Below are 13,517 nucleotides of genomic sequence, written 5' to 3'. Positions count from 1 at the left end.
CCAATGCGTCCGTCGCACTCGCGCCGGCCGTGGTTAATTGTTATCGAATGCAGTGACTGTTGTCGCCATCGTGCGCCGGCACGCCGCATCCTTTGAGAAGGTCAAGTTCATGTCCTCACACGCTACGTCTGCCAACGACTCGAAATTCAAATCGGTATTTCGGGTCGTCAGCGGCAACTTCCTCGAAATGTACGACTTCATGGTCTACGGCTATTACGCCTCGGCCATTGCCAAGACCTACTTCCCGAGCGGTAACGAATTTGCGTCGCTGATGCTGGCGCTGTCCGTGTTCGGCGCGGGCTTCCTGATGCGGCCAATTGGTGCAATTGTGCTCGGTGCGTATATCGATCATCACGGCCGGCGCAAGGGCCTGATCCTCACGCTGGCCATGATGGCAGCCGGCACCTTGCTGGTCGCGGTGATTCCGGGGTACGCGACCATTGGCGTGCTGGCGCCGATCATCGTGTTGCTCGGACGTTTGCTGCAAGGCTTCTCGGCCGGCGTGGAACTCGGCGGCGTGTCGGTGTATCTCTCCGAAATCGCGACCAAGGGCAACAAGGGCTTCTACTGCTCGTGGCAGTCGGGTAGCCAGCAGGTGGCCGTGGTGTTTGCGGCGTTGATCGGCGTGGGCATGAGCCGCATCCTGCCGCCCGACCAGATGACTTCCTGGGGATGGCGCGTGCCATTCATCATCGGCTGCCTGATCGTTCCGTTCCTGTTCATCATTCGCCGTTCGCTGCAGGAAACTGAAGAGTTCCTTGCACGCAAGCATCGTCCGCAGATGGGCGAGATCATGAAGTCGATGCTCTCGAACTGGGGCATTGTGCTCGCCGGCATGGGCATGGTCATCATGACCACGGTGTCGTTCTACATGATCACGGCTTATACGCCGACCTTCGGCAAGGAAGTGCTCAAGCTTTCTTCTATCGATGCGTTGGTGGTGACGGTTTTCGTGGGCTTGTCGAACCTAGTTTGGCTGCCGCTCTCGGGTGCGTTGTCTGATCGTGTGGGACGCCGCCCGGTGCTGCTGTTCTTCACGGTCCTTACCATTCTCACGTCGTATCCGGCGGTACAGTGGCTGGTCGCCGATCCATCGTTCCTGCGCCTGCTCGGCGTGGAGTTGTGGCTCTCGTTCTTGTACGGCAGCTACAACGGCGCGATGGTCGTGGCGCTCACCGAAGTCATGCCGGTCGAAGTACGGACGACGGGTTTTTCGCTGGCGTATAGCCTGGCGACGACTATCGGCGGGTTCACGCCTGCCATTTCCACGTATCTGATTCACGCGACCGGCAACAAGGCGGCGCCGGGCGCGTGGATGGCCGTTGCCGCGGTCTGCGGGTTGATCGCGACGCTGGTGCTGTATCGATCCACGGAAGCGCGCAGTCAGTACAAGACCGCTTGACGGGCACCGCACGACGCCATGACCACGCCCCGAGCGAGATACACTTCGCCTGAGGGCCGTGGACCGGCGTGGCGTGAGGCTCATTCGAATCACGCCTATGCCGGGTCGACGGACAATGCCCACGCATAACGCGGTGAACGTGATGAAGCTACTGCTGGTCGAGGACAATGAGCAACTGGCTCACTGGCTCGCTAAGATTCTGGAAGACGATGGTTTTGTGCTCGATCGCGTCAGCGACGGCGACGCGGCCGACCGGTTCCTGCGCACCACGCGCTACGACGTCGTGCTGCTCGATCTCAACTTGCCTAACCTGTCCGGCAAGGGCGTGTTGCGGCGGCTGAGAGAACGGGGCGACCACACGCCGGTGCTGATCCTGACCGCCAGTGGTTCCGTGGATGAAAAGGTGATTTGCCTGAGCGCCGGTGCGGACGACTACGTCGTCAAGCCGTTCGATGCGCGCGAGCTGGTCGCACGGGTCAAGGTACTGGTGCGGCGGCAGTTGCCTTCGCGTTCCAACAGCACGCGCTGCGGCGATCTTTCCTACGATATCGACCGGCGGCAGTTCTCGGTAGCGGGCGAAGTGCTGAGCCTGACACCGAGAGAGCATGCCGTGCTAGAGACCCTGATCCTCAAGGCCAAGAAAACGGTCTCCAAGCCGATGCTGGCCGATTCCCTCGGCAGTTCGACTACCCACACGAGCGAAGACGCCATCGAGATATACGTCTCCCGGCTGCGCAAGAAGCTCGAGAAAAGTACCGCCACCATCATTACGCTCCGGGGCCTGGGTTATCTGTTGCAAGCCAGCAGCGATGACGAATAGCCTGCGCCTGCGGCTTCTGCTGTGGTTGCTGCTGCCGCTGACGGTCTATGTGCTCGCCGCGGGTTACATGGCCCGTGAAGGCGCTCAGAAAACCGCGAGCCTGATCCAGGACAATGCGTTGCTCGCGTCTGCGCGCGTGATGGCCGGCGACGTCAAGTGGGACGACAGTTTCCTGCACGCCGACATCTCGCCGAGCGCAATCGAAATCCTGAGTTCGCCCTATGGCGACCGGGTGTTTTTTCGTATCCGCGTGATTGACGGACCGGCGATTGCGGGCACGTCGGATCTTGAGCAGGTCGAGCCGCCGAGTTCAGCCGGCTGGTACGACACCGAGATCGACGGTCAACCGGTGCGGGCAGTTTCCATCATCCGGCCGATGTACGACTCTGGCGAGAGCAAGCGCATCCTTGTTTCGGTGGGCCGTACGGAACTGGAGCGCGATGCATTGGCGACCGAGTTATGGCGACCGCAACTGCAGCATTTCGCGGAGATCATTGCGATTGCAATTGTGCTGGTGTGCGTCGGCCTGACGTTCGAGTTGCGGCATCTGATGGCGCTGACTAACGACGTGCGCGACCGGGCGCCGAACGAACTCGTGCCGTTGCGCTCGGAGCATCTTCAGAGCGAGCTGCGGCCTATTGTGGATGCGATCAATCAGTGCATTGCGAGGATCGAGCGGCAGACCGCCATGCAGCGCCGTTTCATTGCGCATGCCGCGCATCAGTTGAGAACGCCGCTGACGTTGCTCGGTGCGCAACTGCAATACGCCCGACGCCATGACGATCTCGCCACGGTAAAAGAGACCTTGTCGGCCATGCACAAGAGCAATGGGGCGTTGGTGTCGCTGACGAATCAGTTGCTGTTGCTCGCGCAAGCCGAGACCGCTGATTACAGCCATTTCGAGGGCGAGCGTGTCGATTTGCGCGAAGTCGCGACAACCGTGATTGAAGAGCTGGCGCTGCTGGCGCAACGTCGGGGGATCGAGCTGGCCGCGCAGCTTGCCGACGACGCGATCGTATTAGGGAACGCGCGTTTATTGTCGGTGCTGGTGTTCAACCTGGTCGACAATGCTATTCGATACACCCCCGCGTCAGGTCACGTGACGTTGCTGATCGAGCGGCGCGAGAAGACGATTGTGCTTGCCGTCACTGACGACGGTCCTGGCATTCCCGCCGATGTCCGCGATCGCGTGTTCGAGCCGTTCTTCAGGGCATCGGGGGAGGAGGGCAGCGGGCTAGGCCTTGCCATCGTGCGTGAGATCGTGCGGGCGCACCGGGCGAGCATCAGGCTTGATGACGGCCCGGGTGGCAAGGGTCTTGCGGCCGAGGTGCGGTTTTCGCTTTAGGGGCGTTCGCACTCGGGGGAGTTGGGGTGGCGGGGGGACGGTTTTGGGGTTAGTGGTCCGGGGTCAGTGCCGGGGTGGTCGGTTCTGGGGTTAGCGGTCGGGGTTAGTGCTGGGTTGCTAGGTTCCAGGGTTAGCGGTCTGAGTCTATGCCGGATTGCTGCTTTCAGTGTTAGTGGTCTGCAAGAGTCGGATTTTCTCTTTATCACTATTAGCCACTGTGCGTGGCGGCACGTCATTTCTTTGTCCAAAGCGACAAAGAAACGAAGCAAAGAAAGCGCTTTTAAAACACGCTACCCTAAGTGTCCACAGCGTGCAGTTTTGATTCATGGGTGCCCCAAAAGCACGGTGCTCGCCAGAGCCACGGATGTGTGAACCCCTCTTTCTCCGAACACCGATACCCACACGCTTCGCCACCAGTGATTGAACCTGCCCAAGGAGCACCCCGCGCTATCCGCGGACGACCGACTACTAATTTGTATGCACGACGAACTACCTCGCCAACCTACGTTGAAACGAGGCCGCAGGATGCGTGAGGCCGTAACGGACGAATTCCATGCAACCGACCAGCCGAAGGTTGAAGCGGTAAATACACATTAGGCTGTGATTGGCGAAGTTGGCCACGGGGGTCCTCCAGCGCAAGCCACTCACCGAACCTACCAAGAAACGAAGCCTTAAATGCGGGTGGGGCCGAGCGGGTTCCTTAGCAATTGTGCTTGCCCGAGAGCGTACGGGGCGAAGCGTGTTCGTGTCAGGATTCGCGAGAAGGAGGGGTTCAAACATTCCAGGCTCTGGCGAGCACCGTGCTTTTGGGGCACCTATGAATGAAAACTGCACGCTGTGGACACTTAGGGTAGCGTGGTTTAAAAGCGTTTTCTTTGCTTCGTTTCTTTGTCGCTTTGGACAAAGAAATGACGTGCCGCCACGCACAGTGGCTAATAGTGATAAAGAGAAAATCCGACTCTCGCAGACCACTAACACTGAAAGCACCAACCCGGCATTGACCCCGACCACTAACCCCAGAACCGACCAACCCGGCACCCCAAAACCCCGCCCGCCAACCCGCAACCCAGCATCGCCCCCAAAAAACCCAACCCGAGTGCGAACGAAAACCCCTTTTAAGCCTCTTCAGCCCAGGCCATGTTCTCCCGCGCCATCAGCGCCGAAGAGGCGGCCGGGCCGAACGTGCCGGCCGTGTAGGTGCGCGGCCGGTCGTTCAGTTCCTTCCAGCCGTCGAGGATCGGCTCCACCCACGCCCACGCCGCTTCGAGTTCATCACGGCGCATGAAATGCGTCAGGCGACCGCGCATCACATCGATCAACAGCCGCTCGTACGCTTCCGCGCGACGCTCGGTGAAGGCCTGCTGCAAATCCAGATTCAGATTCACCGGCAGCATATGCATGCCGCTGCCGGGCTCCTTCGCGAGCATCTGCAACTGGATGGATTCCTCCGGTTGCAACTGGATGATCAGCCGGTTGCCATAGTTGCGCGGCCCGCTGGGAATGATCGAGAACGGCAGGTCGGCGAAGTCGATCACGATCTCCGATTGCTTCTTCTGCAAGCGCTTGCCCGTACGCAGGAAGAACGGCACATTCGCCCAACGCCAGTTGTTGATATGCGCGCGAATGGCGACGAAGGTCTCGGCACGGCTCTCCACCGGCACGTTGTCCTCTTCCATGTAACCCTTGACCGGCTCGCCGCCAATCGCGCCCGGACTGTACTGGCCACGCACGGTATCGCGGGCAATATCGGAGACGGTCATCTTGCGCAGCGAACGCAGCACCTTGAGCTTTTCATCGCGCACGGCATCGGGATCGAGCGACACAGGCGGCTCCATGGCCACGATGCACAGCAGTTGCAGCAAGTGGTTCTGCACCATGTCGCGCAGCGCGCCGGTCTGGTCGTAGAAGCCCGCACGGCTGCCCACGCCCACCGTTTCCGCCACCGTGATCTGCACGCTCTTGATATACGGAGCCTGCCATAGCGGACCGAAGATCGCGTTGCCGAAACGCAGGACCATCAGGTTCTGCACCGTTTCCTTGCCGAGGTAATGATCGATGCGATAAATCTGCGCTTCGGCGAAATGACGGCCGACGGAAGCATTGATCGCTTGCGCCGAGGCAAGATCATGGCCGAGCGGTTTTTCCAGCACGACGCGCGAGTTGCCGTCGACCAAACCGGCGGCCGCGAGGTTGTCGCAGATGGTCGTGAACAGGTCCGGCGACGTCGCGAGATAAAACACGCGGCATACCTCCCTGCGCGCAACTTCCGCCAGCCGCAGATAGTCGCTTGCCGAATCAATGTTGATGCGCACGTAATCGAAGAGCGCCAGGAAACTGTCCCACGCTTGCGGATCGAGCGCCTTCTTGTCGACGAACGGTTTCGATTGCTCTTCCACGAATTGCACGTACTGCTCGCGCGACCAGTCACGGCGGCCGATCGCGATAATGCGGGTCTGCACAGGCAGGTTGCCGTGCAAATGCGCCATGTAGAGAGCGGGCAGGAGCTTGCGTGCGGACAGGTCGCCGCCGCCGCCGAAGATGATCATGTCGACAGGAAGATCGGGCGCGGCTGAATGAGTTTGAGTGGTCATGGTGCGTAAGGAATCGCGAGTTTGCTGTCAGAATTGCGCTCCGCGGAGCGGGCCGTGTGCGACGCTAAGTATGTCGTTATACCAGTTACGCTTTAAACAGGCTTGGTTCACGCATGCGAGCGGCCGCTCCGTTCGCGATCATCAGAATACTGGAGAAAAAACGTCCGACCGGTCGGGGAGCGATGCAACGGCGCGCATGTAACTTTAGTGTAAGCATGCAGCGGACGCCGCGTGCGGAATAATCAGACGGACCGGTGATGAGCAAAATCGATCGCGACGATCCCGGTCTTTTCCTTCTTGACGCGACGCTTGGCAACAGCCGCGACTGTGCCTATTTCCTCGCAGATGCGCGCCGTTCCCGCAGCTACCCTGACTGCGCCAATGGACATGGTGACGAAGCCGAAGAACTGCCGGTGCCGGCTCCGGTCTTCGCTGTAGATGCCGCCCGCAAGCCGGTCTTCCGGTGAGTAAAAACGTTTGACCTCTTGATTGAAGTGGTCAATGGCCTGGAGGCTGCGGTTGCGCCAGTCCGCACTTTGAAACAGCATCAGGAAGTCGTCGCCCCCGATATGCCCAAGAAAATCGCTCGCTGGTTCGCAGACCGAGCGTAGCGCCGCAGCGGCCGCCTTGAGCACTTCGTCGCCTTGCCAATAACCATAGCAGTCGTTGAATGGCTTGAAGTCGTCGAGATCGACGTAACACGCCACGAAGTCGACGCCATTGTCGATCAGCCGCTCGACATGCGAATTGATCGGCACGTTGCCGGGAAGAAACGTCAGCGGGTTGGCATAACGTGCCGCTTCCAGCCGGATGTCCGTCACGGCGCGCACCAGCCGCTCCCCGGTGGCGAGCCCTACGTAGCGGCCTGCGTCGGTGATGATGAGACCGTCGGAGAGATAACGCAGGTCGTCGTTGGCAAGCATATGCGCCACCTGCTCCAGCGTGGCGTAACGCTCGACCACCAGCGGCGCCGGATTGGCAAACTGAAGGCAAGGCCGTTTGCCAAACAGCTCGCGATGATAAGGCAGCGCGTACTGGTCCATGAAGGCGCGGCGATTGATAAGCGCGACCGGCCGGCCGTCGTCGATGATCGCTACCGCGTGCAAGTCCGGCGCCGCGTTGAACAGGTCGACCACGTGATCGTTGCGCGCGTCCAGCGGCAACGAGGGCGCGAGAATCAGCATCCGGTCGAGTTCAAATCCGCTCGCGCGTGACTCGCGGTGCGTATGGGTATGCGAGGGATAGACAGTGATCCGGGACGAGCGCAGCAAGTGCAGGATGGGCGCGGGCAATGCCTGACTGGGCAGTGCCGCCGGGCGCCCCAGCAAGAACCCTTGTCCATACGTAATGCCCAGGTCGCGGACAATTCCCAGATCTGCTGGTCGCTCGATGCCCTCTGCAATCAGCTCGGCGCCGCTGGCTCTTGCAAATGCGGCCATCGCTTTGACGGCCTCGAATTTCATCGGGTCGAGTGCGATGTTGTCGATGAAAAACCGGTCGATCTTCACGTAACCGGGTGCGAGCCGTACCCAGAGATTCATGTTCGCGTTCGCGCTGCCGTAGTCGTCCAGCGCGAACGCGGCCCCGCTTGCGCGCAATGCGCGAACGGTCGCGTCGAAACGATCAAGGTCGGCAATGACGCTCTGCTCGGTCAGTTCGATCACGACGCGCTCGGGCGCAAGCGCACTGGCGCCGAGCAGATTGGCAATGCCGTCGCCCTCGCCGATGCTTGCTTCGATTACGGCGGCGCTTGCGTTGACGAACAGCAGGCCGCTGCCGTTGAGGCGGGCAAAGGACTCGCAACATACCTGTGCCGCCGCTATCTCCAGCCGGTGTGCCGACCCTTCCTGCTGCGCCTGTGCGAACAAGCCGCGCGGAGTTTCCAGCCAGGTGTCCGCCGGGCCGCGGATGAGCCCTTCATGGCCCGCAATTTCGCCATCGGAAAGATGCACGATAGGCTGAAATACCGCCCACAACGCACGGTCGGCAATCAACGCGTCGACCGTCGATGGCGCGCCGTGTGTGACATGGAGGGTAGAGAATTGCATGGGAATTCCGTTGATCTGACTGACTTAACGGCGCGACAGTGGACGAGTTGAATGAACCTTTGATGACTTGGAGCACCAAGGGGGTGCGGGCTTGCGGGCTGTTCCTTGGGTCTCGACAGCAGATTGCGGTGGGATGCGTCCGCATTTTTGATCAATGTGGCGCGCATCTGCCGATAAGCCGGCTGCGGAGAAAGATCAATACCGAAGACCAGGAGACGTTGTTCCATACGATCCGCAACAAGGCACCATCGACAACCCCGGCGTGAACACCGAAATAATCGTTTCGCACACGGTCCACGTCTTGAACGTCTGCGTCACGGTCATGCCGACGTACTCCAGGTTCCAATATGAAGCTGCCTGAATCACGCTGGCAAAAACTACGCGTGTTCGTGCCGGATTCATCGGCAATAAAGTAAAAAAATATTAGAAAGTAATACGGATCGAATTGGCTATTCAGCCGCCAATTAAACTTTCCTTTACCAAATAATTAATTTGGTAGAGCGTATCAACCGAACATTGGCATCACTCACCCATAACCACCACTTCAAGGTATTTATCGGATGAATGAAACAAGTCCTTTTCGCGGTCGCCATTATCCTCAGTTGGATGCATTGCGCGGCATAGCTGCCCTGATGGTCGTCATTAATCATTTTGTATTGGTCGGCCCGCTCCGGTGGATACCCAGGTCACCGTTGCGCGTGCTGGCGCTCGGCCATGAAGCGGTCATCTTATTCTTCATACTTAGCGGATTTGTCCTGACCCTCCAGTTAATATCGGACCGCCGCATTACGTATCGCGACTATGTGATCAAGCGGATTTGCCGGATCTACCTGCCTTATCTCGTTGTGTTGTTTGCCGCTTTTTCGGCCATTTATCTGATCAATATAGAGCCCGTTAAATGGGCCGGTTCATGGTTCAACCATATATGGACCGGATCATTCTCTGGCGGCGAAATACTGGAGCATTTGTTATTCATCGGACAATATAAAGCCAATCGCGTGCTTCCCGTTATCTGGTCCTTGATCTACGAAATGCGTATCTCATTGATGATGCCGCTGGTCGTATATTGCGTCAGGCGCGTTTCTGCACGCACGTGTCTGGCGGCGGCGCTGGGTATTTCCCTGGTTTCCTTCGCGTTCGCGATGGGGCGAAATACGGACGTGACCAGCAGCCCAAGTTTCAGTGGCGAGTGGGCGATGACGGCGCATTACCTGGGGATGTTCATCGTCGGTGCGACGCTGGCTTTCCACCGCGTGGGCTGGCAACAATGGCTAGCGAAGGGCGATCGAACCATGCTCGTCCTCGCAGCTTCGGTCACGCTCTATTTCCTGTCGCGCTCGATAATGTCGATTACGTCGGGTGTCCTGGGCCAGTACATTTTCGACTGGTGTGTCGTGGCGGGTGCTGCGGGTATCACCTGTACGGCAATCGTATCCAGGCGCTTCACGTTGGCGCTGGCCAGACGCCCGATCGTATTCCTGGGCACGATCTCCTACAGTCTCTATCTGACCCATACTGTCGTTCTCCTTACAGTAATCCATCTAATGCCTGCTTCGGTTCCGGCATGGCGCTCGATCATGACAGCGGCGTTGCTTGTCATTCCCGTTGCCGCCGTGACTCACTTCGTGGTGGAGCGTCCGTCGATTTATCTGGGGAAATTCCTGACGGGACGAAGTGCGCTCGCGTCCTCGCGAGCGAACCAGGCGTCCTGACCCGAACTGTTCAGGATGGCTTGTGATTCTCGGCGCTTACAAGCGCCGCTTTTGTGCGCGCACGTTACTCGACGGTGCATCGCGCACCAGCAGCTAAAGCACCGGGCACTCAGCAAGCCAATGCGCGGAGCCCGCGTGATTGGCGCAAAGCCTTGTGCCGTGACGCTTGGCGGGGTTGAACGCGAGCGCGCCTTTCTCCTGGCATAGCTCCTGCATTGATGAATTCCATCTTGTATTCAAGACGGAATTCATGTCCAGACCCTCTGATCCATTCAATCCGTTCACGCGTCGCGGCTTTGTTAGCCGCTCTTGTGGCGCGTACGGTATGCCGGCTCTCGGCGCTGGATCGCCTATCTCTACAGTCTTCAGAAAACAGCTCGATAACCGCTAACCAGGAGTCGAATGACATGACTAGCCGCCGCACTTTTATCAAAGACGCGAGCCTGTTGGCGCTCGCGACCATGGCCCCGTTCCGGTCGGCGTTTGCCGCGGGCAACACAACGGTTGGCGTGATCTATGTCGGTGCGCGTGGCGACTATGGCTACAACCAGGCGCAGGCGTCGGCGGCGGCAATCATCAAGAAACTGCCCAACGTCAAGGTCGTGGAAGAAGAGAACGTGCCCGAGACCATCGCGGTCCAGAAGACCATGGAAGCGATGATCGAACAGGACGGCGCGACGCTCGTTTTCGCGACCTCGTTCGGTTACTTCGATCCGCATGTGCTCAAGATGGCCGCCAAGTATCCGAACGTCCGGTTCGCGCATTGCGGCGGCTTATGGAAGCAAGGCAATCCGCCGAACATTGCGAGCTACTTTGGTTATATCGATGAATGCCAGTACCTGAATGGCGTGGTGGCCGGGCACATGAGCAAGAGCAAGAAGCTCGGCTTTGTCGCGGCGAAGCCGATTCCGCAAGTGCTGCGCAATATCAACTCGTTCACGCTCGGCGCGCAGTCCGTCGATCCGGCCATCACCACGCAGGTTATTTTCACCGGCGACTGGTCGATGCCCGTGAAGGAAGCGGAAGCGACCAACAGTCTCGTCGATCAGGGTTGCGACGTCATCACCTGCCACGTCGATGGTCCGAAGGTCGTGGTGGAAACGGCGGAGAAGCGCGGCGTGATGAGTTGCGGCTATCACGCGAGCCAGGCTGCTCTCGCGCCCAAGGGTTATCTCACCGGCGCCGAGTGGGATTGGGCGACACCGTACAAGGCGCTCGTCGCCGATGCGCAGGCCGGCAAGCCTCAGCCTAACGTGCTGCGCGGCGGTCTCAAGGAGGGTTTCGTCAAGATGTCGCCGTACGGCGCGAAGGTCACGCCCGACGCGAAGACGGCAGCCGACGCGATCAAGGGCAGCATGATGGCGGGCGACTTCGTGATCTTCAAGGGGCCGATGAAGGACAACAAGGGCGGCGTCGCGATCGCCTCCGGAACGAGCCACATACAGACCGACTACACGCTGGAGAGCATGAATTATCTCGTGGCGGGCGTGGCCGGCCAGATCTGATGATTAGTCATACTGATCTCCTGAAGGAGCCGTGATGCGTCCTCATGCCCAGACTGCCCGCGTTCTGCTCGCCTTGTTGCCGGCGATCCCGACGGTGCTCGCGCTCGTTGGAACCCTGGTGCTGTTTTCGTTATTCCTGCTGGTGCAGGGCCAGCCGGTCCTCGATGCCGTCGGCCTGATTTTCCAGGGCGCGTTCGGTTCGTCGTTCGCCTGGCAAAGCACTTTGTTGCGCGCTTCACCGCTGATGCTGACTGCGCTGTGCGTCGCGTTGCCCGCACAGGTCGGGTTGATCGTGATCGGCGGCGAGGGCGCGCTGGCGCTCGGCGGCATGTGCGCGGCCATCGTCCCGGAGATGCTCCCGGCCAGTACGCCATGGCTGATTGCCACGCCGTTGATGGCGCTCGCGGGCATGCTGGCGGGCGCGATCTGGATTGGCGCGGTCGGCGCGCTAAGGCAATGGCGCGGCGTGAATGAAACCATCAGCAGCCTGTTGATGGCTTACATCGCCATTGCGCTGTTCAAGCATCTGGTCGAAGGGCCGTTGCGCGACCCGGCAAGTCTCAACAAGCCCTCCACGCTCCCCGTGCCCCCTTCCATGATGATTGGGTCGCTCCCGGGCCTGGAGGTCCACTGGGGCCTCCTGTGGGGCGTTCTTGCGTGCATCGGCGCGTGGGTCTTCGTCAAGTACAGCACCAAGGGCTTTGCGATGCGCGTGGTCGGCGGCAGCAATCGCGCGGCGCGGCTGGTCGGCTTGCCGGTGAACCTGCTCGCGCTGGCCGCCTGCGCGCTCGGCGGCGCGGCGGCGGGTCTTGCCGGCATGTTCGAAGTCGCAGCGGTGCAGGGCAGCGCCAACGCATCGCTGCTCGCCGGTTACGGATACGCGGGCATTCTCGTCGCCTTCGCCGCCCGCCAGAATCCGCTCGCGATCATTGTGTGCGCGTTGATGATCGGCGGGATCGAAGCGAGCGGCAGTCTGCTGCAACGCCGGCTCGATCTTCCCGACGCCACCACGCTCGTGCTGCAAGGCTTGCTGTTCGCGAACCTGCTCGCATGGGAAGCGCTGGGCGGGAGGATCGCCGCGTGGCGAGTGCAACTGCAAGCCGCCGCACTCGCCGACATCAACTTGCCGATGGAGCAGACCCATGCCTGACGCACATTCGCCCTTCGTGATCCTGCTGCTGTCCCTCTTCGCCGGCGCGATCCGCGTCAGCACGCCGTATTTGTTCGTGAGCCTGGGCGAATGCCTGACCGAGAAGGGCGGGCGCGTGAATCTCGGGCTTGAGGGTATTCTCGTGTCGGGCGCGATGAGCGGTTATGCCGCCTCTTTCCTGACCGGCTCGCCGTGGGCCGGGGTGCTCGCGGCCGGGCTGGTCGGCTTGCTGCTCGGATGCCTGCACGGGCTTGTCTGTTCGCTGCCCCGGGTGTCGGACATCGCGTTCGGCATCGCGCTCATGTTGCTTGGAACGGGGCTCGCGTTTTATCTGGGCAAGCCGTTTATCGAACCGCAGGCGCCGGGTCTTCAATCATTCGATCTCGGCACATGGACGAGTTCTCCGCAATTGCACAACGCGCTGCATATCAACCCGCTGTTCGTGATCGGCGTGGTGCTGGCGTTCGTATTGCAGTGGGGGCTGCGCACGACGCGCTGGGGCATGACCTTGCGTCTGGTCGGCGATCACGCCGAGACGGCCCGTGCGATGGGTTATCCGCTCACGCGGATTCGCATAATCGCAACCTCAGTGGGCGGATTTTTTGCGGGGATCGGCGGGGCATATTTGTCGCTGGTTTATCCGGGAAGCTGGAACGAAGGGCTTTCCAGCGGGCAAGGGTTGATGGCCGTCGCGCTCGTTATTTTTGCGCGCTGGCAACCGTTGCGATGCCTGTGGGCCGCGCTGCTTTTCGGCGCAGCGGGGGCGCTCGGGCCAGCGTTGCAGTCGATTGGCGTGACGAGCGGTTATTACCTGTATAACGCCGCGCCCTACGTGCTCACGCTCGCCATCATGATCATCAATTGCCGTCCGGACCGCACGCTTGCCGGCGCACCGGGCGAGCTGAGTCTTACACGCTGAACGACCTGCTTACCCATTTTCAAGG

At 60.3% G+C, this 13,517-nt stretch carries 9 protein-coding genes and 1 pseudogene; 7 read left to right on the top strand and 3 right to left on the bottom strand.

Annotated features, from left to right (window positions below):
* Positions 1-109: 109 nt before the first annotated feature.
* The 3 genes from ACSQ8V_RS27095 (at position 110) to ACSQ8V_RS27085 (ending at position 3,567) form a co-directional block, all read left to right on the top strand.
* Positions 110-1,402, top strand: coding sequence for an MFS transporter (locus ACSQ8V_RS27095; protein ID WP_436207753.1), 1,293 nt, complete (start codon positions 110-112; stop codon positions 1,400-1,402).
* 142 nt (positions 1,403-1,544) lie between these two features.
* Positions 1,545-2,222 (top strand): response regulator transcription factor, encoded by a 678-nt coding sequence (locus ACSQ8V_RS27090; protein ID WP_213764599.1) that lies wholly within the window; start codon positions 1,545-1,547, stop codon positions 2,220-2,222.
* Positions 2,212-3,567 carry a sensor histidine kinase gene (locus ACSQ8V_RS27085; protein ID WP_436207752.1) on the top strand — a complete coding sequence of 452 codons (1,356 nt, stop codon included), beginning with the start codon at positions 2,212-2,214 and terminating at the stop codon, positions 3,565-3,567. The genes ACSQ8V_RS27090 and ACSQ8V_RS27085 overlap by 11 nt, the downstream gene beginning before the upstream one ends.
* A 1,115-nt stretch (positions 3,568-4,682) precedes the next feature.
* Here the strand turns inward: ACSQ8V_RS27085 and zwf are convergent.
* The 3 genes and pseudogenes from zwf to ACSQ8V_RS27070 all read right to left on the bottom strand — a co-directional run.
* Positions 4,683-6,158 (bottom strand): glucose-6-phosphate dehydrogenase, encoded by a 1,476-nt coding sequence (gene zwf / locus ACSQ8V_RS27080; protein ID WP_213764526.1) that lies wholly within the window; start codon positions 6,156-6,158, stop codon positions 4,683-4,685.
* A 242-nt stretch (positions 6,159-6,400) separates the two neighbouring features.
* Positions 6,401-8,206, bottom strand: coding sequence for an EAL domain-containing protein (locus ACSQ8V_RS27075; protein WP_436207751.1), 1,806 nt, complete (start codon positions 8,204-8,206; stop codon positions 6,401-6,403).
* A gap of 195 nt (positions 8,207-8,401) precedes the next feature.
* Positions 8,402-8,575, bottom strand: a pseudogene (locus ACSQ8V_RS27070) (GntT/GntP/DsdX family permease); the annotation flags it as partial.
* Positions 8,576-8,766: 191 nt separating this feature from the next.
* Between ACSQ8V_RS27070 and ACSQ8V_RS27065 the strand changes: the two are divergent.
* The 4 genes from ACSQ8V_RS27065 to ACSQ8V_RS27050 all read left to right on the top strand — a co-directional run bounded on the left by ACSQ8V_RS27065 (position 8,767) and on the right by ACSQ8V_RS27050 (position 13,492).
* Positions 8,767-9,918 carry an acyltransferase family protein gene (locus ACSQ8V_RS27065; RefSeq protein ID WP_436207750.1) on the top strand — a complete coding sequence of 384 codons (1,152 nt, stop codon included), beginning with the start codon at positions 8,767-8,769 and terminating at the stop codon, positions 9,916-9,918.
* Between the two features lie 407 nt (positions 9,919-10,325).
* Positions 10,326-11,423, top strand: coding sequence for a BMP family ABC transporter substrate-binding protein (locus ACSQ8V_RS27060; protein WP_436207749.1), 1,098 nt, complete (start codon positions 10,326-10,328; stop codon positions 11,421-11,423).
* Positions 11,424-11,457: 34 nt separating this feature from the next.
* Positions 11,458-12,573, top strand: a complete 1,116-nt coding sequence (locus tag ACSQ8V_RS27055; RefSeq protein ID WP_213764530.1) for an ABC transporter permease — start codon at positions 11,458-11,460, stop codon at positions 12,571-12,573.
* Positions 12,566-13,492, top strand: a complete 927-nt coding sequence (locus ACSQ8V_RS27050) for an ABC transporter permease (protein WP_213764531.1) — start codon at positions 12,566-12,568, stop codon at positions 13,490-13,492. Before ACSQ8V_RS27055 ends, ACSQ8V_RS27050 begins: the two co-directional genes overlap by 8 nt.
* Positions 13,493-13,517: the final 25 nt, after the last annotated feature.

It is taken from the genome of Caballeronia sp. LjRoot31 (assembly GCF_964253885.1).
Taxonomy (GTDB): Bacteria; Pseudomonadota; Gammaproteobacteria; order Burkholderiales; family Burkholderiaceae; genus Caballeronia.
This window is presented reverse-complemented; position numbering and strand designations above follow the sequence as displayed.

Bases quoted from the DNA above. Each gene is read 5' to 3' on its own strand.
- ACSQ8V_RS27095 (WP_436207753.1), top strand. From the start codon at position 110: ATGTCCTCACACGCTACGTCTGCCAACGACTCGAAATTCAAATCGGTA.
- ACSQ8V_RS27060 (WP_436207749.1), top strand. From the start codon at position 10,326: ATGACTAGCCGCCGCACTTTTATCAAAGACGCGAGCCTGTTGGCGCTC.
- ACSQ8V_RS27055 (WP_213764530.1), top strand. From the start codon at position 11,458: ATGCGTCCTCATGCCCAGACTGCCCGCGTTCTGCTCGCCTTGTTGCCG.
- ACSQ8V_RS27090 (WP_213764599.1), top strand. From the start codon at position 1,545: ATGAAGCTACTGCTGGTCGAGGACAATGAGCAACTGGCTCACTGGCTC.
- ACSQ8V_RS27075 (WP_436207751.1), bottom strand. From the start codon at position 8,206: ATGCAATTCTCTACCCTCCATGTCACACACGGCGCGCCATCGACGGTC.
- zwf (WP_213764526.1), bottom strand. From the start codon at position 6,158: ATGACCACTCAAACTCATTCAGCCGCGCCCGATCTTCCTGTCGACATG.
- ACSQ8V_RS27065 (WP_436207750.1), top strand. From the start codon at position 8,767: ATGAATGAAACAAGTCCTTTTCGCGGTCGCCATTATCCTCAGTTGGAT.
- ACSQ8V_RS27085 (WP_436207752.1), top strand. From the start codon at position 2,212: ATGACGAATAGCCTGCGCCTGCGGCTTCTGCTGTGGTTGCTGCTGCCG.
- ACSQ8V_RS27050 (WP_213764531.1), top strand. From the start codon at position 12,566: ATGCCTGACGCACATTCGCCCTTCGTGATCCTGCTGCTGTCCCTCTTC.